This window comes from Streptomyces sp. MAI_2237, assembly GCF_054189285.1.
On the sequence record NZ_JAJPGQ010000003.1, the window covers coordinates 1,710,874 to 1,732,978 of the forward strand.

At 71.4% G+C, this 22,105-nt stretch carries 24 protein-coding genes; 12 read left to right on the plus strand and 12 right to left on the minus strand.

The window, feature by feature from the left end; all coding sequences use genetic code 11:
• The first annotated feature begins 129 nt into the window (after positions 1–129).
• The 6 genes from LN251_RS18310 to LN251_RS18335 all read left to right on the plus strand — a co-directional run bounded on the left by LN251_RS18310 (position 130) and on the right by LN251_RS18335 (position 6,095).
• A complete protein-coding gene (locus LN251_RS18310; protein WP_458246746.1) occupies positions 130–1,689 on the plus strand; it encodes an ABC transporter ATP-binding protein in 1,560 nt (519 codons plus the stop codon).
• The gene (locus tag LN251_RS18315) at positions 1,686–2,813 is read left to right on the plus strand and encodes an ABC transporter permease (protein WP_458245344.1); all 1,128 of its coding nucleotides are present in this window, start codon (positions 1,686–1,688) and stop codon (positions 2,811–2,813) included. Before LN251_RS18310 ends, LN251_RS18315 begins: the two co-directional genes overlap by 4 nt.
• Positions 2,813–4,099, plus strand: coding sequence for an ABC transporter permease (locus LN251_RS18320; RefSeq protein ID WP_458245345.1), 1,287 nt, complete (start codon positions 2,813–2,815; stop codon positions 4,097–4,099). The genes LN251_RS18315 and LN251_RS18320 overlap by 1 nt, the downstream gene beginning before the upstream one ends.
• Complete coding sequence (locus tag LN251_RS18325) at positions 4,096–4,497, plus strand: cytidine deaminase (RefSeq protein WP_458245346.1); 402 nt, start codon at positions 4,096–4,098, stop codon at positions 4,495–4,497. The genes LN251_RS18320 and LN251_RS18325 overlap by 4 nt, the downstream gene beginning before the upstream one ends.
• A 79-nt stretch (positions 4,498–4,576) precedes the next feature.
• Positions 4,577–5,854, plus strand: coding sequence for a thymidine phosphorylase (locus tag LN251_RS18330; protein ID WP_458246747.1), 1,278 nt, complete (start codon positions 4,577–4,579; stop codon positions 5,852–5,854).
• Between the two features lie 34 nt (positions 5,855–5,888).
• Positions 5,889–6,095, plus strand: coding sequence for a hypothetical protein (locus LN251_RS18335; RefSeq protein ID WP_458245347.1), 207 nt, complete (start codon positions 5,889–5,891; stop codon positions 6,093–6,095).
• Positions 6,096–6,100: 5 nt separating this feature from the next.
• Here the strand turns inward: LN251_RS18335 and LN251_RS18340 are convergent, their stop codons facing one another.
• Entirely contained in the window at positions 6,101–7,021 is a 921-nt protein-coding gene (locus LN251_RS18340) for an AEC family transporter (protein WP_458245348.1), read from the minus strand.
• Between the two features lie 155 nt (positions 7,022–7,176).
• On the opposite strand from LN251_RS18340, the gene LN251_RS18345 reads away from it, so the two are divergent.
• Positions 7,177–7,563 carry an STAS domain-containing protein gene (locus tag LN251_RS18345; protein WP_458245349.1) on the plus strand — a complete coding sequence of 129 codons (387 nt, stop codon included), beginning with the start codon at positions 7,177–7,179 and terminating at the stop codon, positions 7,561–7,563.
• Here the strand turns inward: LN251_RS18345 and LN251_RS18350 are convergent.
• Entirely contained in the window at positions 7,447–8,472 is a 1,026-nt protein-coding gene (locus tag LN251_RS18350; RefSeq protein WP_458245350.1) for a sigma-70 family RNA polymerase sigma factor, read from the minus strand. The genes LN251_RS18345 and LN251_RS18350 overlap by 117 nt on opposite strands.
• Before the next feature lie 150 nt (positions 8,473–8,622).
• A complete protein-coding gene (locus tag LN251_RS18355; protein WP_458245351.1) occupies positions 8,623–9,903 on the minus strand; it encodes an MFS transporter in 1,281 nt (426 codons plus the stop codon).
• A gap of 63 nt (positions 9,904–9,966) precedes the next feature.
• On the opposite strand from LN251_RS18355, the gene LN251_RS18360 reads away from it, so the two are divergent.
• Complete coding sequence (locus LN251_RS18360) at positions 9,967–10,917, plus strand: LysR substrate-binding domain-containing protein (RefSeq protein ID WP_458245352.1); 951 nt, start codon at positions 9,967–9,969, stop codon at positions 10,915–10,917.
• A gap of 8 nt (positions 10,918–10,925) precedes the next feature.
• Here the strand turns inward: LN251_RS18360 and LN251_RS18365 are convergent, their stop codons facing one another.
• A complete protein-coding gene (locus LN251_RS18365; RefSeq protein ID WP_458245353.1) occupies positions 10,926–11,687 on the minus strand; it encodes a prolyl oligopeptidase family serine peptidase in 762 nt (253 codons plus the stop codon).
• A gap of 113 nt (positions 11,688–11,800) precedes the next feature.
• On the opposite strand from LN251_RS18365, the gene LN251_RS18370 reads away from it, so the two are divergent.
• Both LN251_RS18370 and LN251_RS18375 read left to right on the plus strand, forming a co-directional pair.
• The gene (locus LN251_RS18370; protein ID WP_458245354.1) at positions 11,801–12,958 is read left to right on the plus strand and encodes an adenosine deaminase; all 1,158 of its coding nucleotides are present in this window, start codon (positions 11,801–11,803) and stop codon (positions 12,956–12,958) included.
• A 138-nt stretch (positions 12,959–13,096) separates the two neighbouring features.
• Complete coding sequence (locus LN251_RS18375; protein WP_458245355.1) at positions 13,097–13,462, plus strand: ATP-binding protein; 366 nt, start codon at positions 13,097–13,099, stop codon at positions 13,460–13,462.
• A gap of 71 nt (positions 13,463–13,533) precedes the next feature.
• Here LN251_RS18375 and LN251_RS18380 read toward each other — a convergent pair whose 3' ends face one another.
• The 5 genes from LN251_RS18380 to afsQ1 all read right to left on the minus strand — a co-directional run bounded on the left by LN251_RS18380 (position 13,534) and on the right by afsQ1 (position 17,349).
• Positions 13,534–13,737: a PspC domain-containing protein gene (locus LN251_RS18380; RefSeq protein WP_058923592.1), complete on the minus strand. Its 204-nt coding sequence runs from the start codon at positions 13,735–13,737 to the stop codon at positions 13,534–13,536.
• A 95-nt stretch (positions 13,738–13,832) separates the two neighbouring features.
• Positions 13,833–14,384: a VanZ family protein gene (locus LN251_RS18385; RefSeq protein ID WP_458245356.1), complete on the minus strand. Its 552-nt coding sequence runs from the start codon at positions 14,382–14,384 to the stop codon at positions 13,833–13,835.
• A 93-nt stretch (positions 14,385–14,477) separates the two neighbouring features.
• Positions 14,478–15,101, minus strand: a complete 624-nt coding sequence (locus LN251_RS18390) for a hypothetical protein (RefSeq protein WP_458245357.1) — start codon at positions 15,099–15,101, stop codon at positions 14,478–14,480.
• Positions 15,098–16,675: an ATP-binding protein gene (locus tag LN251_RS18395; RefSeq protein WP_458245358.1), complete on the minus strand. Its 1,578-nt coding sequence runs from the start codon at positions 16,673–16,675 to the stop codon at positions 15,098–15,100. Before LN251_RS18395 ends, LN251_RS18390 begins: the two co-directional genes overlap by 4 nt.
• On the minus strand, positions 16,672–17,349 hold the full coding sequence (gene afsQ1 / locus LN251_RS18400; protein WP_058923589.1) for a two-component system response regulator AfsQ1: 678 nt from the start codon (positions 17,347–17,349) through the stop codon (positions 16,672–16,674). Before afsQ1 ends, LN251_RS18395 begins: the two co-directional genes overlap by 4 nt.
• Before the next feature lie 231 nt (positions 17,350–17,580).
• Between afsQ1 and LN251_RS18405 the strand changes: the two genes are divergently transcribed.
• Positions 17,581–18,324 (plus strand): SigE family RNA polymerase sigma factor, encoded by a 744-nt coding sequence (locus LN251_RS18405; protein ID WP_249834452.1) that lies wholly within the window; start codon positions 17,581–17,583, stop codon positions 18,322–18,324.
• A 217-nt stretch (positions 18,325–18,541) separates the two neighbouring features.
• Here the strand turns inward: LN251_RS18405 and LN251_RS18410 are convergent, their stop codons facing one another.
• Positions 18,542–19,177, minus strand: coding sequence for a uridine kinase family protein (locus LN251_RS18410; protein ID WP_458245359.1), 636 nt, complete (start codon positions 19,175–19,177; stop codon positions 18,542–18,544).
• A gap of 127 nt (positions 19,178–19,304) precedes the next feature.
• Here LN251_RS18410 and LN251_RS18415 point away from each other — a divergent pair, with 127 nt between their 5' ends.
• Complete coding sequence (locus LN251_RS18415) at positions 19,305–19,712, plus strand: hypothetical protein (RefSeq protein ID WP_458245360.1); 408 nt, start codon at positions 19,305–19,307, stop codon at positions 19,710–19,712.
• A gap of 76 nt (positions 19,713–19,788) precedes the next feature.
• On the opposite strand, the gene LN251_RS18420 is transcribed toward LN251_RS18415, so the two are convergent.
• Together LN251_RS18420 and LN251_RS18425 are read right to left on the minus strand one after the other, a co-directional pair.
• Complete coding sequence (locus LN251_RS18420) at positions 19,789–20,676, minus strand: aldehyde dehydrogenase family protein (protein WP_458245361.1); 888 nt, start codon at positions 20,674–20,676, stop codon at positions 19,789–19,791.
• Positions 20,669–22,105 carry an aldehyde dehydrogenase family protein gene (locus LN251_RS18425; protein ID WP_458245362.1) on the minus strand — a complete coding sequence of 479 codons (1,437 nt, stop codon included), beginning with the start codon at positions 22,103–22,105 and terminating at the stop codon, positions 20,669–20,671. The genes LN251_RS18420 and LN251_RS18425 overlap by 8 nt, the downstream gene beginning before the upstream one ends.

The window sequence follows — 22,105 nt, forward strand, 5'->3', positions numbered from 1 at the left end:
GCCCTTGTCAACCCCCTCGCCGAGCCATAACAATGTGTCAACTCTACGCGTGTAGCGCGGAGTTGCCGCGCTAGCGTCGCCGACGCCTGCCCCCTCCTACGCAGCCCCTTTCCCCGAGGAGAGTGCGCCATCAACGCGTCCAGCCCTCCCGCTGCCGTCGAACTGCGCGGCATCACCAAGCGATTCCCCGGCGTCGTCGCCAACAAGGACATCGACATCACCGTCCGCACCGGAACCGTCCACGCCCTGTGCGGTGAGAACGGCGCCGGAAAGTCCACCCTGATGAAGATCCTCTACGGCATGCAGCAGGCCGACGAGGGCACCATCACCGTGAACGGCGAGACGGTCGTCTTCCACAACCCCGCCGACGCCATCGCCCGCGGCATCGGCATGGTCCACCAGCACTTCATGCTCGCCGACAACCTCACCGTCCTGGAGAACGTGGTCCTCGGCGCGGAGAAGCTGTACGGCATCGGCGCCAAGGCCCGCGCGAAGATCAAGGAGATCTCGGACGCGTACGGGCTGAACGTCCGCCCGGACGTGCTGCTGGAGGAGCTCGGCGTCGCCGACCGCCAGCGCGTGGAGATCCTCAAGGTCCTCTACCGCGGCGCGAAGACCCTCATCCTCGACGAGCCCACCGCCGTCCTGGTCCCGCAGGAGGTCGAAGCCCTCTTCGACAACCTGCGCGAGCTCAAGGCCGAGGGCCTCACCGTCATCTTCATCTCCCACAAGCTGGGTGAAGTCCTGTCCGTGGCCGACGAGATCACCGTCATCCGCCGCGGCACCACCGTCGGCACGGTGCAGCCGGAAGGCACCACGACGAAGCAGCTCGCCGAGCTGATGGTCGGCAGTGAACTGCCCACCCCGGAGACCGAGGAGTCCACGGTCACCGACCTCGAGCTACTCAAGGTCGAGGGCCTGCGTCTGGCCCAGACCGACCTCGACGGCGTCGAGCGCATCATCCTCGACGACATCTCCTTCACCATCCACAAGGGCGAGGTCCTCGGCATCGCCGGCGTGGAGGGCAACGGCCAGTCCGAGCTGGTCGAGGCCATCATGGGCATCCGCGCGCTGAACGCGGGCACCATCGCCCTCGGCGGCACCGACATCTCCCACGTGCCCACCCGCCACCGCCGCGAGGCCGGCGTCGGCTACATCCCCGAGGACCGCCACCGCCACGGCCTGCTCCTCGAGGCCCCGCTGTGGGAGAACCGCATCCTCGGCCACGTCACCGAGCGGCCCAACTCCCGCGGCCAGCTCCTCGACATCAAGGCCGCCCGCAGCGACACCGAGCGCATCATCGAGGCGTACGACGTCCGCACCCCCGGCATCGACGTCACCGCCGCCTCCCTCTCCGGCGGCAACCAGCAGAAGCTGATCGTCGGCCGCGAGATGAGCCACGCGCCCAAGCTGCTGATCGCCGCCCACCCCACCCGGGGCGTGGACGTCGGCGCGCAGGCCGCGATCTGGGACCACATCCGCGAGGCCCGCCGCGAGGGCCTGGCCGTGCTGCTGATCTCCGCCGACCTGGACGAGCTCATCGGCCTGTCCGACACCCTGCGGGTGATGTACCGCGGCCGGCTGGTCGCCGACGCCGACCCCGCCACCATCACCCCCGAGGAGCTGGGCTCCGCCATGACGGGTGCGGCCACCGGCCACCTGGAGCACACAGAGGACGACGCCCGATGAACAAGCTGACCCAACGCATCGACAAGGAGCGGCTGCTCCTCGGCATCGCGGCCCCGCTGCTGGCGATCGTCGCCGCGATCGTCGTCACCACCCTGGTGATCCTCGCCACCGGCAAGAACCCCGGCGCCGCCTTCAGCGACATGCTGACCTACGGCACCGCCAGCGACAGCCAGGTCTACATCCTCAACAAGGCGACGACGTACTACCTGGCGGGTGTCGCGGTGGCCATCGGCTTCCGGATGAACCTGTTCAACATCGGTGTCGACGGCCAGTACCGCATCGCCGCGTTCTTCGCCGCCGTCCTCGGCGGCGCGCTGACCACGCCCGGCTGGCTCTCGATCATCCTGATCATCCTGTGCGCCATGGCCACGGGCGCCGTCTGGGCGGGCATCGCCGGCGTGCTGAAGGTGACCCGCGGCGTCAGCGAGGTCATCTCGACGATCATGCTCAACGCGATCGCCACCGCGATCATCGCCTACCTGCTGCAGCCCGGGAAGCTCGCCGAACTGCAGAGCGGCGGCACGGTCGTCTCCACCAAGCCGCTGGCGAAGGACGCGTACTTCTTCCAGATCAACACCGGCGCGGCCGGCGAGCTGTGGGGCTTCATCTTCATCGCCGTGGCCGTCGGCGTCGCGTACTGGTTCGTGCTCGGCCGCACCCGCTTCGGCTTCGACCTGCGCACCGTCGGCCAGTCCGAGAGCGCGGCCGCCGCGAGCGGTGTGTCCGTCAAGAAGATGGTCGCCACCAGCATGCTCATCTCCGGCGCCATCGCCGGCCTGATCGGCATGCCGACCCTGCTCAACGACAGCCACCAGTTCAGCAACGACTTCCCGACGGGCATCGGCTTCACCGGCATCGCCATCGCCCTGCTCGGCCGCAACAACCCGATCGGCATCGCGCTCGGCGCCCTGCTGTGGGGCTTCCTGGAGCGCACCACCAACCACCTGGAGTTCCAGGGCTACGACAAGGAAATCCTCGGCGTCATCCAGGGCGTCATCGTCCTGTGCGTCGTCATCGCCTACGAGGTCGTACGGCGCTACGGCCTCAGGCGCCAGCAGCAGCGGGTCGGCGCCGAGCTCGCCGCGCAGGCCGCCGCCCCGACCCAGAAGCAGGAGGTGGCGTGATGACTGCCACGATGACCGACACGCCGCCGCCCGCGGCCCCCAAGGCCGACAGCGCGGGCACCCGGTCGGGCCGCCCGCTCGGCCAGATCCTCATGATCGTCGCGGGCGCACTGCTCCTCGTGGCCGCGGTCCGCGCCATCACCGGCGCCAACCAGCTCACCTCCGACGGCCAGGTCAGCGCCGCGCTCAGCCTTGCCGTGCCGATCGGGCTCGCCGGTCTCGCGGGCCTGTGGTCCGAGCGCTCCGGCGTGGTCAACATCGGCCTCGAGGGCATGATGATCCTCGGCACCTTCGGCGCCGGCTGGATCGGCTGGCAGTCCAACCCCTGGCTCGGCCTGCTGTGCGGCGTCGGCTTCGGCGTCCTGGGCGGCCTCGTCCACGCGGTCGCGACCGTCACCTTCGGCGTCGACCACATCGTCTCCGGTGTCGCCATCAACCTCCTGGCGCTCGGCACCACCCAGTACCTCGCCAAGCTGTTCTTCTCCGACGGCAAGGCGGCCGACGCGGGCGGCAACCCCAAGCAGTCCCCGCCGGTGGACTCGCTGCCCAACTTCGACATCCCGGGCGTGTCCGACGCCCTGTCCTCGATCGAGAACCACCACTGGTTCCTGATCTCCGACCTCGCGGGCATCCTCGGCGGCCTGGTCACCAACCTGTCGGTGATCACCATTCTGGCCTTCGTGCTGTTCGTCGCCAGCTGGTGGCTGCTGTGGCGCACCCCGTTCGGCCTGCGCCTGCGCTCCTGCGGCGAGAACCCGATCGCGGCGGAGTCCCTCGGCGTCAACGTCTACAAGTACAAGTACGTGGCCGTCGCCGTCTCCGGCGGTCTGGCCGGCCTAGGCGGCGCGTTCCTCGCCCTGGTCACCTCGCACATCTACCTGGAGGGCCAGACCGGCGGCCGCGGTTACATCGGTCTCGCCGCCATGATCTTCGGCAACTGGCGGCCCGGCGGCCTCGCCATGGGCGCCGGCCTGTTCGGCTACTCCGACGCGCTGCAGCTGCGCAACGGCGGCCAGACGGTGCACGCCCTGCTGCTCCTGCTGGTCGTGCTGCTCGTGGCGATGGCCGGCTGGAAGATGTACAAGAAGGCCCACTGGCAGGGCGGCATCAGCCTCTTCGTGGGCGCGCTCGTCCTGCTGTGGTACCTGGTCACCGACGAGGTCCCGAGCGACTTCGTGGGCGCCACCCCGTACGTCGTCACCCTCCTCGTGCTGTCGCTGTCCGCGCAGCGCCTGAGGATGCCCAAGGCCGACGGCATGCGCTACCGCAAGGGCCAGGGCAAGTGACCCGGCCGGCAGAGGTCGACTGGGAGGCGCTGCGCGAGCTGGCCCGCGAGGCCATGACCCAGGCGTACGCCCCCTATTCGGGTTACTCGGTCGGCGTCGCCGCCCTGGTCGACGACGGCCGCACGGTCTCCGGCTGCAACGTGGAGAACGCCTCCTACGGCCTGGGACTGTGCGCCGAGTGCGGGCTGGTCTCGCAGCTTCAGCGCACCGGCGGCGGCCGGCTGACGCACTTCACGTGCGTGGACGGCCGGGGCGAGATCCTGGTCCCGTGCGGCCGCTGCCGCCAGCTGCTGTACGAGTTCGGGGGCCCCGACCTGCTCCTCGAGACCCCGGCGGGAATCCTCCCGCTCTCCGAGATGTTGCCCCAGGCCTTCGGCCCCGGCCATCTCACCAAGTAACTCCCGTACGGCCCCTTCGAGTCGACTCTCGAAGGGGCCGCACACTTCCTGAACCACGGAAGGACCCCACGCCATGGCCATGGACGCCATCTCCGTCATCCGCACCAAGCGGGACCGCGGTGAGCTCAGCGACGAGCAGATCGACTGGGTCATCGACGCGTACACCCGCGGGGAGGTCGCCGACGAGCAGATGTCCGCGCTCGCCATGGCCATCCTCCTCAACGGCATGAACCGCCGCGAGATCGCCCGCTGGACGGCCGCGATGATCGCCTCCGGCGAGCGCATGGACTTCTCGTCCCTGTCCCGCCCGACGGCCGACAAGCACTCCACGGGCGGCGTCGGCGACAAGATCACGCTGCCGCTGGCCCCCCTGGTCGCCGCGTGCGGCGCCGCCGTTCCGCAGCTGTCGGGCCGGGGCCTCGGCCACACCGGCGGCACCCTGGACAAGCTGGAGTCGATCCCGGGCTGGCGCGCGCTGCTGTCCAACGAGGAGATGCTGCACGTCCTCGACACCACCGGCGCGGTGATCTGCGCGGCGGGCGACGGCCTGGCCCCCGCGGACAAGAAGCTCTACGCCCTGCGGGACGTCACCGGCACGGTCGAGGCGATCCCGCTGATCGCCTCCTCGATCATGTCGAAGAAGATCGCGGAGGGCACCGGCTCCCTGGTCCTGGACGTGAAGGTCGGCACCGGCGCGTTCATGAAGACCATCGAGGACGCCCGCGAGCTGGCGTCCACCATGGTGGGCCTCGGCACCGACCACGGCGTGAGGACGGTCGCCCTCCTCACCGACATGTCCACCCCGCTCGGCCTGACCGCGGGCAACGCGCTGGAGGTCCGCGAGTCGGTCGAGGTCCTGGCGGGCGGCGGTCCGGCGGACGTCGTGGAACTGACGATCGCCCTGGCCCGCGAGATGCTGGACGCGGCCGGCGTCCGCGACGCCGACCCGGCGAAGGCCCTGGCCGACGGCTCCGCGATGGACGTCTGGCGCCGGATGATCGCGGCCCAGGGCGGCGACCCGGACGCGGCGCTGCCCACGTCCAAGGAGCAGCACGTGATCAAGGCCCCGTCGACCGGCGTCCTCACCCGCCTCGACGCCTACGGCATCGGCGTCGCCGCCTGGCGCCTGGGCGCGGGCCGGGCCCGCAAGGAGGACCCGGTGCAGGCGGGCGCGGGCGTCGAGATGCACGCCAAGCCGGGCGACACGGTCACGGAGGGCCAGCCCCTGCTGACCCTCCACACGGACACCCCCGAACGCTTCGAGTACGCGCTGCAGGCGGTGGAGGGTTCCTACGACATCGGGGCGGCGGGTACGGACTTCTCGGCGTCGCCGGTGGTGCTGGAACGCATCGCCTGAACAGGGGAGTTTGCCTTTCGGATGAACGGGACCGGTGGACCCCCACCGGTCCCGTTCGGCATGCTGGGATCGGTACCTCCTGCCGGACGCCTGGCAGTCGGGGCGTCCCACGGCGACGTTCCACGGAGAACCGCAGAGCGGCACCTACCGAGTCCTCGCTTCGGTGGAATACGGCGAGGAGCTGATGCTGCCCGCACCGTTCAAGCTGGTCCTGGACACCGGCATCTTCCCGCTGAAGTGAGAGCGTCACCCCAACAGCGCCGCCACCACCACCAGCACCGGCACCGACAGCACCGTGGACAGCAGGATCGAGTCCCGCGCCAGCCCCTCCGCCACCCGGTACCGGCTCGCGTACGTGTACAGGTTCTGGGCGGCCGGGAGGGCCGACGTCACCACCACGTCGAGGAGTTGATGGCCCCGGAGGCCGAAGACGCCGGTCGCCAGCGCCCAGGCCACCGTCGGCTGGCCCACCGACTTGAGGGCCACGGACAGGAACACCGCCCCCCGGTCGGCGCCCCGCCCCGGCATCGTGCTGCCGCACAGGGAGATGCCGAAGGCCAGCAGCACCGCCGGGACCGACATGTTGCCGATCAGGGTCAGCGGGTCCATGACGGGGGCCGGGACCCGCACCCCGAGCGCCGACACCGCCACCCCGGCCAGCGAGCCCACCGCGATCGGATTGCGCAGCGGCGTCAGCAGCCGCAGCCACAGCGGGCCCTTCTCGCCCTTGCCGGACAGGTCGAGGATCGTCAGGGCGACCGGGGTGACCCCGATGAGCTGGAAGAGCAGGACCGGCGCGACCAGTGAGGCGTCGCCCAGGACGTACACCGCGATCGGGATGCCGAGGTTGCCGGAGTTGACGTAACTGGAGCACAGGGCGCCGATCGTCGTGCGGCCCACGCCCCAGTCCCGCGCGGCGCCCACCGCGACGAACACGCCCGCCGCCGCTGCCGTGCTCATGGCCGTCACCAGCAGCCGGCTGGAGAAGATCACCGAGAGGTCGGCGCGGGCGAGCGTGGTGAACAGCAGCGCCGGGGACGCCACGTGGAAGGCCAGCTTCGTCAGGACCTCGCGGCCGTGCTCGCCGAGGAGGCCGCCGCGTCCGATGACGTACCCGACGCCGATGACGACCGCGATCACCGCGAAGCCCGTCAACACGCCCTGCACGGCGGCTCCTTCACAAGGTCCTCGGCGGGAAGAGGGCCGTCGGGTCTCCGGGGCGGCGCTGATCGGTGCGGCATACACCCAACCCTCTGGGGCAGCGGGGCGGCGGGTCAATGTGATCCCGAACGGCGGACACGCCTCGTAGGCGGTCCGCCGCGATGAGTTCCGCCCGCCCGCCCGGTCTACCGCTCGTGAACGCCATGAAGCCTGCTCTGCTGGTGCTGCCCGGCCCCGTCACCCGTGACGAGGCGGCGGGGCTGTGCGACGACGTGCGGGCGCTGCTGGCGTCCACGAACGCCGGCGTCGTCGTGATCGACGTCGCCGGGATCGGGCCACCGGGTCTCGGCGCCGTCGACCTGCTGGCGCGGCTGCAGCTCGCCGCCCGGCGGGCCGGGGGACGGATCCGGCTGCGCGACCCGGCGCCCTCCCTACGCGCCCTGCTCGCTCTGGCCGGGCTCGGCTTCGAGGTGGAGGGGCAGGTCGAAGAGCGGGAACCACCGCTTGGTGTCGAGGAAGAAGTGGAACCCGGTGAGCCGGCCCTCTGAGATCTCCAGCACCTGCACCGCCCACGGCGCCCAGCCGCCCGCCTCCGGGTCCGGCTTGTACTGGGCGAACCCCGGCAGCCCGTTGACCTGCACCGGCACCAGCCGGGAGCCCTCGCAGGCGGAGCCCAGGGTCGTCATGAAGCCGGTGATGTCGTCGTGGCCCGTCAGCCACAGGTCGAACGGCGGCATCGTCATGACGGCGTCCTCGTGCAGCAGGGCCGTCAGAGCCGTCATGTCGTACCCCTCGAAGGCGGCGACATAGCGCTCCAGCAGCTTCTGCTGCTCCTCGTCCAGCGGGTCGGACACGGCAGCCCCGGCCGCCTTGTCGGCCTTCTCGCGCTCGGCCAGCGTGGCCCGGGCCCGCTGCAGCGCGCTGTTGACCGATGCCACCGACGTCTCCAGCAGCTCGGCGACCTCGCTCGCCCTCCAGGCCAGCACCTCGCGCAGGATGAGCACCGCGCGCTGCTTGGCCGGCAGCTGCTGCAGGGCGGCCATGAAGGCGAGCCGCACGGACTCCTTGGCGACGGCCGCCTCCGCCGGATCGTCCGTCGTGGGCAGCACGCGGTTGTCCGGCATCGGCTCGAGCCAGGTGTTGTCGGGGCGGGGGGACAGGGCGGCCTGGGCGAGCGGGGTGGACTCGCTGAGGTCCATCGGCCTGGCGCGCTTGTTGCCGGCGGTCAGCATGTCCAGGCAGACGTTCGTCGCGATGCGGTACAGCCACGAGCGCAGGCTGGAGCGGCCCTCGAACTTCTCGTAGCTGCGCCAGGCGCGGACCATCGTGTCCTGCACCGCGTCCTCGGCCTCGAAGGAGGAGCCGAGCATGCGGTAGCAGTACCCGGTCAGTTCGACGCGGTGCTTCTCCAGCCTGACGTCCAGATCCGCGGTCGTCGTCGCCGTACCGTCGCTCATGTCCACCCACCCCTGTGGCATTCCCGTCGCGCGTCTTCGCACCCAGCACGTCCGAAGCTAGCGCAGGGCACTGACAATGGCGCCCGGAGCGGCCGAAGGCGCAGGTCGGCGCGGTGTCGCAGCTTCACGCCAGGGTGCTGCGGGCGGGGCTCAGTGCGCGGTGACCGGCTGCCGCGTCGCGACCCGTGCCGCGCGCGATCCGAGCACCGTGATCGTCACGACGCCCAGCACCGCCAGCAGCCCGACGGCCACCGTCCCGGCCCAGCCGCCGGAGTGGAAGGCCGTCGCGCCGACCGTGCTGCCCGCGCTGGAGCCGATGTAGTACGCCGACTGGTACAGGGCCGAGGCCTGCGCCCGGCCGGTCGTGGCCGTCTTGCTGACCGCCGACGAGGCCACCGCGTGGCCCGCGAAGAACCCGGCCGTGATCAGCACCAGACCCAGCAGGACCGGCACCAGGGAGCCGGCCAGCGTCAGCAGCAGCCCGCCCGCCGTCGTACCGCCCGCGAGATACAGCGCCCCGCGCCGGCCCAGGCGGCCCACCAGCCGGCCGGCCGTGGACGCGGACACCGTGCCCACCAGGTAGACGAGGAAGATCGAGCCGACGATGCCCTGGGGGAGGGAGAAGGGCGCCTCGGTCAGGCGGTAGCCGATCACCGTGTACACCCCGCCGAACACCGTCATGAACAGCGCGCCGATCGCGTACAGCCGGCGCAGCAGCGGGTCGGCCAGGTGGTCACGGACCGTCCGGGCCAGGACCCGCGGCCGCAGCGAACCGGTCGCGAAGTGCCGCGGCTCGGGCAGCAGCAGCCGGAACGCCACCGCGCAGGCCACCGCGATCACCCCGATGACACCGACGGCCACCCGCCAGCCCCACACCTGCGCGACCCATCCGGTGATGACCCGGCCGCTCATCCCGCCGACGCTGTTGCCCGCCACGAACAGCCCGATCGCCGTGACCAGCGCCTTGGGCCGGACCTCCTCGGCGAGATAGGCCGTCGCCGAAGCGGGCAGACCCGCCAGTGCGGCGCCCTGCAGGGCCCGCAGCACCACCAGCACGCCCAGCGAGGGCGCGAACGGCACCAGGAGTCCCACCGACACCGCCACCGCCAGCGAGGCGGTCATCACCGTCCGGCGGCCGAACCGCTCCGACAGCGCGCTCATCGGCAGCACGAACAGCGCCAGCCCGCCGGTGGCCGCCGCGACCGTCCAGCTCGCCTCGCTCGCCGCCACCCCGAACTCGCCGGAGATCAGCGGCAGCAGGGCCTGCGTGGAGTACAGCAGCGCGAAGGTCGCGACCCCCGCGAGGAAGAGCGCGAAGCTCATCCGGCGATACCCCGGGCCGCCCGGGGCCATACGGGAGTCGGGTTCGGAGGCGGAAACGGCCGTGACGGCGCCCATGACGCTGGACGCCCCGGTACTGGCGGGAGACATGCCTCGAAGCTACGTACGCCCCCGCTCATCCGTCCAATGCATGGAATCGCCATAATCGTTCCCATGGTGCATGACCCGAGCTCACAGCCCCGCCTGTCACCGACCAGTGACACAGAAGACATGACGATGTTGCTCGCTCCGCGTCTCGCCCACTTCGCCGGTGTGGCCCGCACCGAGCACGTCACCCGAGCCGCGCAGGAACTCCAGGTGCCCCAGTCCACCCTGTCCCGCGCCATGGCGCGCCTGGAGCAGGACCTGGGCGTCGAGCTGTTCGCCCGCCGCGGCCGCACGGTCTCCCTCACCCCGGCCGGCCGCACCTTCCTCACCCACGTCGAACGCGCCCTCACCGAGATCGAGCGCGCCGCCGACGAGGTCCGCGCCGACGCCGACCCCGCCTCCGGCAAGGTCGCCTTCGGCTTCCTGCACACGATGGGCGCGGAGACCGTCCCCGCCCTCATCCAGGCCTTCCGCCTCGACCACCCCCGGGTCCGCTTCAGCCTGGTGCAGAACTACGGCGAGGCCATGCTGGAGAAACTGCGCGCGGGGGAGCTCGACCTCTGCCTCACCTCCCCGGTCCCCGACGCCCCCGACCTCGTCGCCCGCCGCCTGGACGAGCAGAAACTCCGCCTGGTCGTCCCCCTCGACCACCGGCTGGCCGCGCGCCGGCGCGTCCGTCTGGCGGAGGCCGCCGAGGAGGCCTTCGTCACCCTGGAACCCGGCTACGGCCTGCGCCGCATCACGGACGACCTGTGCCAGGAGGCGGGCTTCAAGCCCCGTGTCGCCTTCGAGGGCGAGGAGGCGGAGACGCTACGGGGCCTGGTGGCCGCGGGTCTGGGCGTGGCCCTCCTCCCGCCGCCGGCCTTCCCCCGCCCGGGCGTCGTCGAGCTGACGGTCACGGCCCCCCGGGCGGCCAGGGAGATCGGCGTGGCCTGGCTCGACGGCCACCCGGACACGCCCCCCGTGGCCGCCTTCAAGAAGTTCCTGCTCTCGCGCAGGGGAAGTCTGCTGCCGTGAGCCGCCGGTCAGCGGCGCAGCGACTTGCCGAACCCGGCGGCCAGCGGCATCCGCAGGCCCAGCGGAGGCGGAGCCGCCAGCGCGTCCTCGACCGGCCTCGACAGCGTCTTCCCGAACAGCGCCCCCATCACGAAGTCCTGGGTGAGCGCGTGCACTTCACGCCGGTACTGGTGCAACCCGTGGCCGTCGGCGTGCACTTCGAACCGGCACACCTCCCGGTTCGCCTTCTTCGCCCGGGCCGCCAGCCGGAACGACAGCTCCGGATCGGTCCGTTCGTCGTTCGTGCCGTGCACGATCAGCACCCGCCGGCCCACCAGCTGCTTCACCGGTTCAGGGGACGCCGCCACGTCCTCCTCCGGCAGCCAGGGCGCGATCGCCACCACGGAGTTGACGGCCTCGTGCCCGCCCGCGCGCAGTGCCGCCCGGCCGCCCATGTCGAAGCCGACGAGACAGACGGGGACGTCCCCGTAGCGCCGTACGACCTCCTCCACGCCCCAGGACGCGTCCTGTGCCAGATGGGCCTCGCTGCCGTTCCAGCCCTTGTAGCGGTAGTGGACGACATGCGTGACCAGCCCGTCCTCCCGGCCGGCGCGGGCCAGCCTGCGGCCCAGTGCCCGCACGGAGGCGGCCGCCAGCACGGGGGACGGTCTGCGGTCGGACTCCTCGTCGCCGCCGGGGAGCAGCAGAACCACTGCGCTCACCGCCGTCGGCTCCGGACCGATCGCCCTCCCCAGCCGGGCCGTTCGTACCGGCGTCGCTTGGTGTGCCATGACAGAACAGTGTCAGAAGCGAGGGTGTACATGACCCGTCGGTGCGGTCACCGTTACGTATCGACGAAGTTGTACACCGCGCCGTCTACGCGCGTAGGAGGTAGAGTGCGGAAATGACGAGCCAGACCATGTCGAACACCCCGACGCCGGACCAGATCCGCCGGGCGCCGAAGGTTCTGCTGCACGACCACCTCGACGGCGGCCTCCGCCCGGGGACGATCGTCGAACTCGCCCACAGCACGGGCTACACACGCCTCCCCGAGACCGACCCCGGCAAGCTCGGCCTCTGGTTCCGCGAGGCGGCCGACTCCGGTTCGCTGGAGCGGTACCTGGAGACGTTCTCCCACACGGTCGGCGTCATGCAGACCCGCGACGCCCTCGTCCGGGTCGCGCGCGAGTGCGCCGAGGACCTCGCCGAGGACGGCGTCGTCTACGCGGAGGTGCGGTACGCGCCGGAGCAGCACCTCGAGGGCGGACTGAGCCTCGAAGAGGTCGTCGAGGCGGTCAACGAGGGCTTCCGGGAGGGCGAGCGGATCGCCCGGCAGAACGGCCACCGCATCCGCGTCGGCGCCCTGCTCACCGCCATGCGGCACGCCGCCCGCGCCCTGGAGATCGCCGAACTCGCCAACCGCTTCCGGGACCTGGGCGTCGTCGGCTTCGACATCGCGGGCGCCGAGGCGGGCTACCCGCCCACCCGGCACCTCGACGCCTTCGAGTACCTCAAGCGCGAGAACAACCACTTCACCATCCACGCCGGCGAGGCCTTCGGGTTGCCCTCCATCTGGCAGGCCCTGCAGTGGTGCGGCGCCGACCGGCTGGGGCACGGGGTGCGCATCATCGACGACATCCAGGTGCGGGCCGACGGCTCGGTCGAGCTCGGACGGCTCGCCTCCTACGTCCGGGACAAGCGCATCCCGCTGGAGCTGTGCCCCAGCTCCAACCTGCAGACGGGCGCCGCCTCCTCGTACGCCGAGCACCCCATCGGGCTGCTGCGGCGGCTGCACTTCCGGGCCACCGTGAACACGGACAACCGGCTGATGTCCGGCACCAGCATGAGCCGGGAATTCGAGCACCTTGTCGACGCGTTCGGTTACACGCTCGACGACATGCAGTGGTTCTCCGTCAATGCGATGAAATCAGCGTTCATTCCTTTCGATGAACGACTGGCCATGATCAATGACGTCGTCAAGCCCGGATATGCGGAGCTGAAGTCCGAATGGCTGTTCCAGCAGACCGCATCCACCAGCGGTTCTGTGGAGTCGAAGGGCTGAACTGGCGATTTCGGGGGAGCGAAATGCGGACGGCCATTCACAATCCGTCCGCATTTCGATGTTTGCGGCGGCAGCGTCCGCGTGTTTACGGTCGGGGACCGCTCACATCCCCGTAACCCCATTTCGAGGACGCATTCCATGAAGCAGTCTGCCGTCAAGACCCTCGGTGTCGCCGCCCTGGGTGCCGCCTTCGCCGCCGCGGGCGCGGGTGCCGCGACCGCGGCCCCGGGGCTCCCGAACGCCACCGGGGCGCTGGACAACGTCACCAAGACGCTCCCGGCGGAGAACCTCTCCCACGCGGTGCCGGGTGCCGGTGACACGGCGACTCACGGCAAGGACGCGGCCGAGGCCGGTCTGACCGCCGTGCAGCCGGTCGCGGCGCAGATGCTCGCCCACGGTCCGACCGGCCCCGTCGCCGGTCTGCTCGGCGGTCTGCCGGTCCAGGGCCTGTCCACGCACGCGCCCACGCACGGCCTGCCGGTGAACGGCCTCCCGCTGGGCTGACCCCCGTACGCGCCGATGGGGCGCGCCCCCTGGACACGGGGTGCGCCCCATCGGCGTACGCGCGGACGGTGTCACCAGGCGGTGCGGGCCGCCTTGTCCTCCGAGGGCAACAGGATCCACAGGGCTATGTAGAGCAGGAACTGAGGGCCCGGCAGCAGGCACGACACCAGGAAGATCACCCGCATCGTGGTCGCGGAGGTACCGAAGCGCCGAGCCAGACCGGCGCACACTCCGCCGATCATGCGGCCATGGGTGGGGCGGACGAGGGCGGACATCTGCGGCTCCTTCGTGAGCGTCGGTGGAGGAGGCCCTTGGCGGCTTCCTCATCTGCCTTCCACGCTACGGGTACGAAGGGGGGCGAAGCGTCGCTCTACGGTGCGATCCCGACCCTGGGAAACGTCGGGGTCCGACCCTGAGCCGCCTCCTCCTGGTGGACGGCGGCCCGGTCGTCCCGCTCCGACCTGCGACGCAGCCGCACGCGGGCGGCCGGGACGACGGCGAGGTGGGCCAGGGCCACGCCGAGCGTGTTGAGGAGCAGGGAGTCGACGTCCGGGACGCGGCCCGGGACCCCTGTCTGCAGCAGCAGGATGCCGAGCGAGACCAGGGCGCCGGCGGCGGTCGTGCGGACCAGGGAGCCGAGCGGCGAGGAGTGCAGTCTGCCGTGGGCCGCCGGAAGCAGCACGCCCAGCGGGGCGAGCAGGGCCAGGCCCTCGGCGATCCGGCGGGCCGCCACCTGCCAGCCCAGCAGCAGGTCGGCCCGGATGCCGGCGAGCGGGCGCACGTTCGGCGGCGTCACCCAGGGCACGTCCAGCGGCCGCAGCGTCAGCCAGGCGACGAACGCGAGGTGCGCGACGAGGAGGACACCCCCTGTCACACGGATGCGGATCGCGGCGCTGCCGCCGATGGAGCCTTGACGCTGCACGCTGCCCAAGACGCGCCGTCCGGCGGGATCGGTTCCGCCTCGCCCCGACGTACCCCTGTGAGGCCTGTGCCACACCCGGGGTTCAGGGGCGGTTCAGCCGCCCGTGACCTGACTCGACGGCGGTTGCTCGCTGCCCGGGCGGGAGCGGACCTCGTCCGTGCACTCGTAGCGGCGCAGCGGCCCGCGCCCGGGGCCGCCGAGGATCACCGAGCCGTCGCCCTCGGCCGCCGCCGAGTCGGAGAAGGTGCACACGACCTGTGCGAGGGCGTACGAGGTCAGGTCGGCCGGCGCGGTGCTCAGCCGCAGCGCGTCGTCGGGGTCGCCGGCACGCGGGCCGCCGACCGTCATGCCACCGCGCACGGCCGTGGTGTAACCGGCCTCCTTCTCGACGGCCGACGGCGTCGCCGCCAACTGGTCGAGCAGCCCCTGCGCCACCAGGACGCGCCGCTGCGAGTCCGCCGTGCCGTCCGGCACGCGCACCGTCCGGTCGACGGCCACCAGCGACGAGCCGCACAGCAGGAACATCTGCACGGGCAGTCCCCGCGAGGCCTGCGCCGAGACGTCCGGCTGGGCCAGGGAACAGGTGACCTGCGAGGGGGCGGCGCCGAAGTCGGTCGGGACCTGGGTGGAGCGGATGCCGCAGCCGGCGAGCAGCGCGGCGAGGACGGGCAGCGCGGGCAGGAGCCACGCCTTCGGCCGGCGTCGTACGTCCCTCACGCGTCCCCCTTCTCGGCCTCGCCGTCGGCGTCCTCCGTCAGGGCCGACACGTCGCGCGGCAGGCGCAGGGTGAAGACCGCTCCGCCCTCGGGCGAGTTCGCGGCGGTGATCGTGCCGCCGTGGATGTGGGCGTTCTCCATGGCGATGGACAGGCCGAGTCCACTGCCGTCGGAGCGCGGGCGGGAGGCGCTGGCCTTGTAGAAGCGGTCGAAGACGTGCGGCAGGACGTCCTCCGGGATGCCGGGTCCGTGGTCGCGCACGGCGATCACGACCTCGGCGCCCTCGCCGTCCTTCGCGTGCGAGGCACGCACCGAGACCCGTACCGGCGAGCCGCCGTGCTTGAGCGCGTTGCCGATGAGGTTGGCGAGGATCACGTCCAGGCGGCGCGGGTCCAGACGGGCGTGGATGCCGCGCTCCGCGTCCAGGTCGACGGCGTCCAGCCAGGCGCGGGCGTCGATGCAGGCGGTGATCTGGTCGGCGACGTCGACGTCGTCCAGGACCAGCTTCGCCGTGCCCGCGTCGAAGCGGGTGACCTCCATCAGGTTCTCGACGAGGTCGTTGAGCCGCCGGGTCTCGCTGACGACGAGCCGTACGGCGGGCTCGATCATCGGGTCTATGGACCCCGACTCCGCCTCCAGCTCCTCCTCCAGGATCTCCGTCACGGCGGTGATCGCGGTGAGCGGGGTACGCAGTTCATGGCTCATGTCGGCGACGAACCGCCGGGACGCCTCGTCCCGCGCGGCCATGTCGTCGACCCGTTTCTCCAGCGCCTCGGCCGCGTCGTTGAACGTCCGTGACAGATCCGCGAGTTCGTCCGTGCCCGACACCCTGAGCCGGGTGTCCAGCCTGCCCTCGCCGAGCCGGCGCGCGGCGACCCCCAGCCGCTGCACGGGCTTGAGCACCGTCGACGCGGCGGCCTGCGCGAGCAGCGCCGAGCCGACCAGCGCGAGGCCGGTGGCGATGCCCAGCGACCAGGCCAGCGAGTTGAGGTCCTTGGCCTCCGGCTCCAGCGACTTCAGCATGTAGCCGGTCACCCCGCCGTCGATCACCTTCGTGCCGGCCACCAGATACGGCGTGCCGTGGTCGGTGACCCGCTGCCAGTACAGGTGGTAGGCGTACTTGTTGCCGGAGTCGACCTTCTGCCGCTTGTTCACGGCCGCCCGCAGCGACGCGGGCACGTCCCGCAGCGAGAAGCCGTCCAGGGCGCCCGAACTGCCGTACACCGTCTTGCCGTCGGCGTCCCGGGCGACGAGCAGCACGCTGAAGCGCTGGCTGCTGTTGGCCATCTGGCCCGCCGTGCGCTGCAGTTCGTCCTGCGTGGGATGCGGGAGCAGAGTGCCCGCCCGGTTCTGCATCGCCTGCTTGAAGTCGCCGAGCACGGCGTCCTGGGTACGCGTCAGCACGGCCTCGCGGTTGAGCCAGTACGCGATTCCCGACGCGGAGACGGCCGCGGTGAGCGCGACCAGCCCGAACACGACGACCAGGCGCAGCCGCAGACTGGTGAACCGCAGCCGTGACAGATGTCCCTTGCGAGTCGCGGCCCAGCCGCGAACCCCCCCTTGCGCTTCGGTCACTGAGGCGAGTCCAGCCGGTAGCCCACGCCGCGCACGGTACGGATCAGCGTCGGGGACGACGGCACGTCCTCGACCTTGGCGCGCAGACGCTGCACGCAGGCGTCCACCAGCCGGGAGTCACCGAGGTAGTCGTGCTCCCAGACCAGGCGCAGCAACTGCTGCCGGGACAGCGCCTGCCCCGGCCGCCGGCTCAGCTCCAGCAGCAGCCTCAGCTCCGTCGGGGTCAGCTGCAGGTCCTCGCCGTTCTTCGTGACCGTCATCGCGGCACGGTCGATCACGAGGCTGCCGAACGTCGCCGAGTCGCTCGCCTCCCGCTCGCCGCGCCGCAGCACGGCCCGGATCCGGGCGTCCAGCACCCGGCCCTGGACCGGTTTGACGACATAGTCGTCGGCGCCGGACTCCAGGCCGACCACCACGTCGATGTCGTCGCTGCGCGCGGTCAGCAGGATGATCGGCAGCTGGTCGGTGCGCCGGATGCGCCGGCACACCTCGAAACCGTCGATGCCGGGCAGCATCACGTCCAGCACGATCAGGTCCGGCCGCTGCTCGCGCAGCAGCTTCAGGCCGTCCTCACCGGTGGCAGCGGTGGCCACCCGGTGACCCTGGCGCGTCAGTGAGAGCTCCAGGGCCGTTCGGATGGCGTCGTCGTCCTCGATCAGCAACAGGGAAGGCACGGGGGTCATTCTGGCCCATGGAGGGGGTCCGGTACGACACCTGGAACGATGCATGCGCCTACCGCTTCTCTCTGTGACCTTGCCGTGTCTTCCCTGCGACCGGCCCCTGTGACAGGTCTGTGACAGTCGGCGGACACGGCCATGAAGGTGCGGGGGCAAGCTTTTCGGCACAGGCAAGGAAGCACCGCCTGAGCAAGCAGAACACCGGAAGTCCACGACGGGGGGCGCGAGATGAACACGCTGCACGGCATGAGCACCAGCGCAGTGGTCACGCGCCTGCACGACGTGAACGGGGGCCGGGGTTCCGAGAAGTCCGGCGCCGTGAGCGGGCGGGGGTGCGCTCGCGGCGCCGGGCGTCAGCACACCGCCTACATGACGGTGGTTGACGGTTTCACGGGGGAAACGCACGGGGGAAGCGCGTACGGGGAGGGCTCGGGGGAGCGTCGTTCGCTGTCGGAGGCGGAGTTCACCGCCTACGTCCAGGAGCGCCGCGCCTCCCTGTACGCCACCGCCTACCACCTGACCGGTGACCGCTTCGAGGCCGAGGACCTGCTGCAGAGCGCGCTGTTCTCGACGTACAAGGCGTGGGACCGGATCAGCGACAAGGCCGCGGTCGGGGGCTACCTGCGCCGCACCATGACGAACCTGCACATCAGCGCGTGGCGCCGCCGCAAGCTGAACGAGTACCCGACCGAGGAGCTGCCGGAGACGCCCGGCGACACGGACGCGATGCGCGGCACCGAACTGCGCGCGGTCCTGTGGCAGGCGCTCGCCCGGCTGCCCGAACTCCAGCGCACGATGCTGGTCCTGCGCTACTACGAGGGCCGCACCGACCCGGAGATCGCGGAGATCCTCGACATCAGTGTCGGCACGGTGAAGTCGAGCATCTGGCGGTCGCTCCGCCGGCTGCGCGAGGACGAGGTCCTCAGCTTCGGCCGTGACGAGGAGGACGCCTTCGGGGAGCTGGTCGCCTGAGGGCTGGGGGGAGCAAGTGACGGGGGAGCGGTAACACGGGGGGACCGACGGGGGTCACGGGGGACCTACGGGGGTCACGGGGGAGAACCCACGGGGGAGACACGGGGGAACGGGGGGAGCGGGACTGGAGGGCCGGGGGGTCCGTCCAGTCCCGCTTTCGTGTGTGCCCGCAGCCGCGGGGCGCCCGCCTTCGCGCATGTCCGGCGAACGTGCCGGTTCAGGCCGTCGGCGTCGACGTCGGGTGGCGGGTCACCGCGGCGGTGGCCAGCCGGGTCAGCGCCTCGTCGCGGTCGCAGGGATGCGCGCCCAGCGTGGTCTGACGGGAGACGATCCCGCGTTCCTGGCGCATCAGGCGCCAGCCGCGGCGCAGCAGGAACGGCACGGACTTGCGGCCCTCCTTGAGATCCCGCACGAAACGGCGGCGGAAGGTGCGCACCGGGCCCCGGCTCAGGCACAGCGCGTCCGCGAGCAGCCCCTCCCGCCGGCACCGGTCGATGATCTCGGCGGCGAAGACGCCCTCCGCCACGAACAGCGGGGTGCGCCCGATCTCCACGGCCTCCTCGCCGGTGCGCGCGGACAGGGACAGGTCGTAGACGGGGATCTTCGTACGGCCCGTGCGGCACAGGTCGGCTATCGCCGCCACCGCCGCCTCCGTGTCCCAGGAGTCCGGATGGTCCCAGTCGATGTCGGAGCTCCCCGCCACCAGCGGCAGCGTCGGGTCGTCGCCCTCCTTGTAGAAGTCGTCCAGGCGCAGCACGGGAAGGCCCGAGCGGGCGGCGACGAGGGACTTGCCCGAGCCCGAGGGGCCGCAGAGCAGCACGACACGGGCGGAGGTGGGGAGATGGATGCTCACGGGACACCAGTTTGACGCATTCCGTACGCCCTGCCGACCCCGCGGGTCGGCATTGGATCGCGCGTCACACCTCAACTACCCTTCGTGTCGACCCGATTACCCCGCGCACCAGAAGGTGGCACCAGCAATGTCACGACACACGTCGTCCTCCACCCCGACCGTCCAACGCGCCCTGGTCGCCCTCGCGACGGCGGGCGTGGCGCTCGGCGCGGGTGCCGCGACGGCCTCCGCCGCCGACACCGAGCCCCTCGTGGACGTGTTGCACACCCGTCCTACCAGCCTCGGCAAGATCGACCCGCAGTCCGGGGTCCAGGTCCTCACCGGCTCCGTCGGCTACGTCACCGGCCCCGTCGCCGGCCTCAAGCCCAACCCGCTCGCCGGTACCGGCGCCGACCCCCTCGACAACGGCGTGGGCACCCAGCTCGCCGACTTCAAGGCCCTGGACAGCCGGACGCTGACCGGGCCCGTCGCCCAGGCCCCGTCGATCGGCAGCATCCCGGTGCTCGGCCAGGCCGCCGGCCTGACGAGCCACTGAGTCCCGGTGCGACGGAGAGCCGCGCCTCCCCCGGACGGAGGGGAGACGCGGCTCTCGGCTTGTGGAGGGCCGGCGGTCAGTAGGACGAGCCCGACGCGCCCAGTGAACCCGTCGGGTGCCACACCGTCTTCGTCTCCAGGAACGCCGTCATACGGTCGATGCCCGGGGTGTCCGACCAGTTGTCCATAGGCTGTGGACGCAGTACGCGCTTGAGGTTGTCCGCCGCCGCGATCTCCAGCTCCTTCGCCAGCACGTCGTCCGCGCCCGCGAGGTCGATCGCGTTGACGTCCTGGTGGGACGCCAGGGGGGTGGCGATCTCCGCCGTACGGCCCGACAGGACGTTGACCACGCCGCCGGGGACGTCCGAGGTGGCCAGGACCTCGGCGAGCGACAGGGCGGGCAGCGGGGACTTCTCGGACGCCACCACGACCGCCGTGTTGCCGGTCGCGATCACCGGGGCGAGCACCGAGACCAGGCCGAGGAACGACGACTCCTGCGGGGCCAGGACGGCCACCACACCCGTCGGCTCGGGCGAGGACAGGTTGAAGAACGGGCCCGCGACCGGGTTCCCGCCCCCGACCACCTGAGCGATCTTGTCCGTCCAGCCCGCGTACCAGACCCAGCGGTCGATGGTCGCGTCCACCTGTTCGGCGGCCTTGGACTTCGACAGGCCCTCCGCGTCGGCGACCTCGTGCACGAACTGCGTCCGGCGGCCCTCCAGCATCTCGGCGACGCGGTAGAGGACCTGGCCGCGGTTGTACGCGGTGGCGCCGGACCAGCCGCCGAACGCCTTGCGGGCGGCGACCACCGCGTCACGGGCGTCCTTGCGGGAGGAAAGGGGTGCGTTCGCCAGCCACTTGCCCTTGGAGTCCGTCACCTCGTACACCCGGCCGCTCTCGGAACGCGGGAACTTCCCGCCGACGTACAGCTTGTAGGTCTTGAAGACAGAAAGTCGCTCAGACATCGAGGTACGCCTCCAGGCCGTGGCGGCCGCCCTCGCGGCCGAAGCCCGACTCCTTGTAACCGCCGAACGGCGAGGTCGGGTCGAACTTGTTGAACGTGTTGGACCAGACGACGCCCGCGCGCAGCTTGTTCGCCACCGCGAGGATCCGGGAACCCTTCTCGGTCCAGATGCCCGCCGACAGGCCGTACGGCGTGTTGTTCGCCTTGGCGACCGCCTCGTCCGGGGTGCGGAAGGTGAGGACCGACAGGACCGGGCCGAAGATCTCGTCGCGGGCCACGGTGTGCGCCTGCGTGACGTTCGTGAAGAGCGTCGGGGCGAACCAGTAGCCGGCGGACGGGATCTCGCAGGCCGGCGACCAGCGCTCGGCGCCCTCCGCCTCGCCCTGCTCGACCAGCCGGGTGATACGGGCCAGCTGCTCCTCGGAGTTGATCGCGCCGATGTCGGTGTTCTTGTCCAGCGGGTCGCCGAGGCGGAGCGTGGACAGGCGGCGCTTGAGGGAGTCGAGGAGTTCGTCGTGGATCGACTCCTGGACCAGGAGGCGGGAGCCCGCGCAGCAGACCTGGCCCTGGTTGAAGAAGATGCCGTTGACGATGCCCTCGACGGCCTGGTCGATCGGGGCGTCGTCGAAGACGATGTTGGCGCCCTTGCCGCCCAGTTCGAGAGTGAGCTTCTTGCGGGTGCCCGCGACCGTCCGCGCGATCTCCTTGCCGACGGCCGTGGAGCCGGTGAAGGCGACCTTGTTCACGTCCGGGTGCGCGACGAGCGCGGCGCCCGTGCCGCCGTACCCGGGAAGGATGTTGACGACGCCCTTGGGCAGGCCCGCCTGGCGGCAGATGTCCGCGAAGAAGAGCGCGGACAGGGGGGTCGTCTCGGCGGGCTTCAGCACGACCGTGTTGCCCGTCGCCAGCGCCGGGGCGATCTTCCACGCCAGCATCAGGAGGGGGAAGTTCCAGGGGATGACCTGGCCCGCCACGCCCAGCGGGCGCGGGTTCGCGCCGAAGCCGGCGTGCTCCAGCTTGTCCGCCCAGCCCGCGTAGTAGAAGAAGTGCGCCGCGACCAGGGGGAGGTCGGCGTCGCGGGTCTCCTTGATCGGCTTGCCGTTGTCCAGGGTCTCCAGGACCGCCAGCTCGCGGCTGCGTTCCTGGATGATCCGCGCGATCCGGAACAGGTACTTGGCGCGCTCGGAGCCCGGCAGCGCCGACCACTTCTCGAAGGCCTTGCGAGCGGCCGCGACGGCGCGGTCGACATCCGCCTCGCCCGCCTGGGCGATCTCGGAGAGGACCTCCTCGGTGGCGGGGCTGACGGTCTTGAAGACCTTGCCGTCGGCCGCCTCTGTGAACTCGCCGTCGATGAACAGCCCGTAGGAGGGCGCGATGTCGACGACCGTGCGGGACTCGGGTGCGGGTGCGTATGCGAATGCCGATGCCAT

Bases quoted from the DNA above. Each gene is read 5' to 3' on its own strand.
- LN251_RS18350 (WP_458245350.1), bottom strand. From the start codon at position 8,472: ATGAGCGACGGTACGGCGACGACGACCGCGGATCTGGACGTCAGGCTG.
- LN251_RS18420 (WP_458245361.1), bottom strand. From the start codon at position 20,676: ATGTCTGAGCGACTTTCTGTCTTCAAGACCTACAAGCTGTACGTCGGC.
- LN251_RS18315 (WP_458245344.1), top strand. From the start codon at position 1,686: ATGAACAAGCTGACCCAACGCATCGACAAGGAGCGGCTGCTCCTCGGC.
- LN251_RS18360 (WP_458245352.1), top strand. From the start codon at position 9,967: ATGGTGCATGACCCGAGCTCACAGCCCCGCCTGTCACCGACCAGTGAC.
- LN251_RS18375 (WP_458245355.1), top strand. From the start codon at position 13,097: ATGAAGCAGTCTGCCGTCAAGACCCTCGGTGTCGCCGCCCTGGGTGCC.
- LN251_RS18380 (WP_058923592.1), bottom strand. From the start codon at position 13,737: ATGTCCGCCCTCGTCCGCCCCACCCATGGCCGCATGATCGGCGGAGTG.
- LN251_RS18320 (WP_458245345.1), top strand. From the start codon at position 2,813: ATGACTGCCACGATGACCGACACGCCGCCGCCCGCGGCCCCCAAGGCC.
- LN251_RS18355 (WP_458245351.1), bottom strand. From the start codon at position 9,903: ATGTCTCCCGCCAGTACCGGGGCGTCCAGCGTCATGGGCGCCGTCACG.
- LN251_RS18415 (WP_458245360.1), top strand. From the start codon at position 19,305: ATGTCACGACACACGTCGTCCTCCACCCCGACCGTCCAACGCGCCCTG.
- LN251_RS18405 (WP_249834452.1), top strand. From the start codon at position 17,581: ATGAACACGCTGCACGGCATGAGCACCAGCGCAGTGGTCACGCGCCTG.
- LN251_RS18345 (WP_458245349.1), top strand. From the start codon at position 7,177: ATGAGTTCCGCCCGCCCGCCCGGTCTACCGCTCGTGAACGCCATGAAG.
- LN251_RS18425 (WP_458245362.1), bottom strand. From the start codon at position 22,105: ATGGCATCGGCATTCGCATACGCACCCGCACCCGAGTCCCGCACGGTC.
- LN251_RS18370 (WP_458245354.1), top strand. From the start codon at position 11,801: ATGACGAGCCAGACCATGTCGAACACCCCGACGCCGGACCAGATCCGC.
- LN251_RS18365 (WP_458245353.1), bottom strand. From the start codon at position 11,687: ATGGCACACCAAGCGACGCCGGTACGAACGGCCCGGCTGGGGAGGGCG.
- LN251_RS18330 (WP_458246747.1), top strand. From the start codon at position 4,577: ATGGACGCCATCTCCGTCATCCGCACCAAGCGGGACCGCGGTGAGCTC.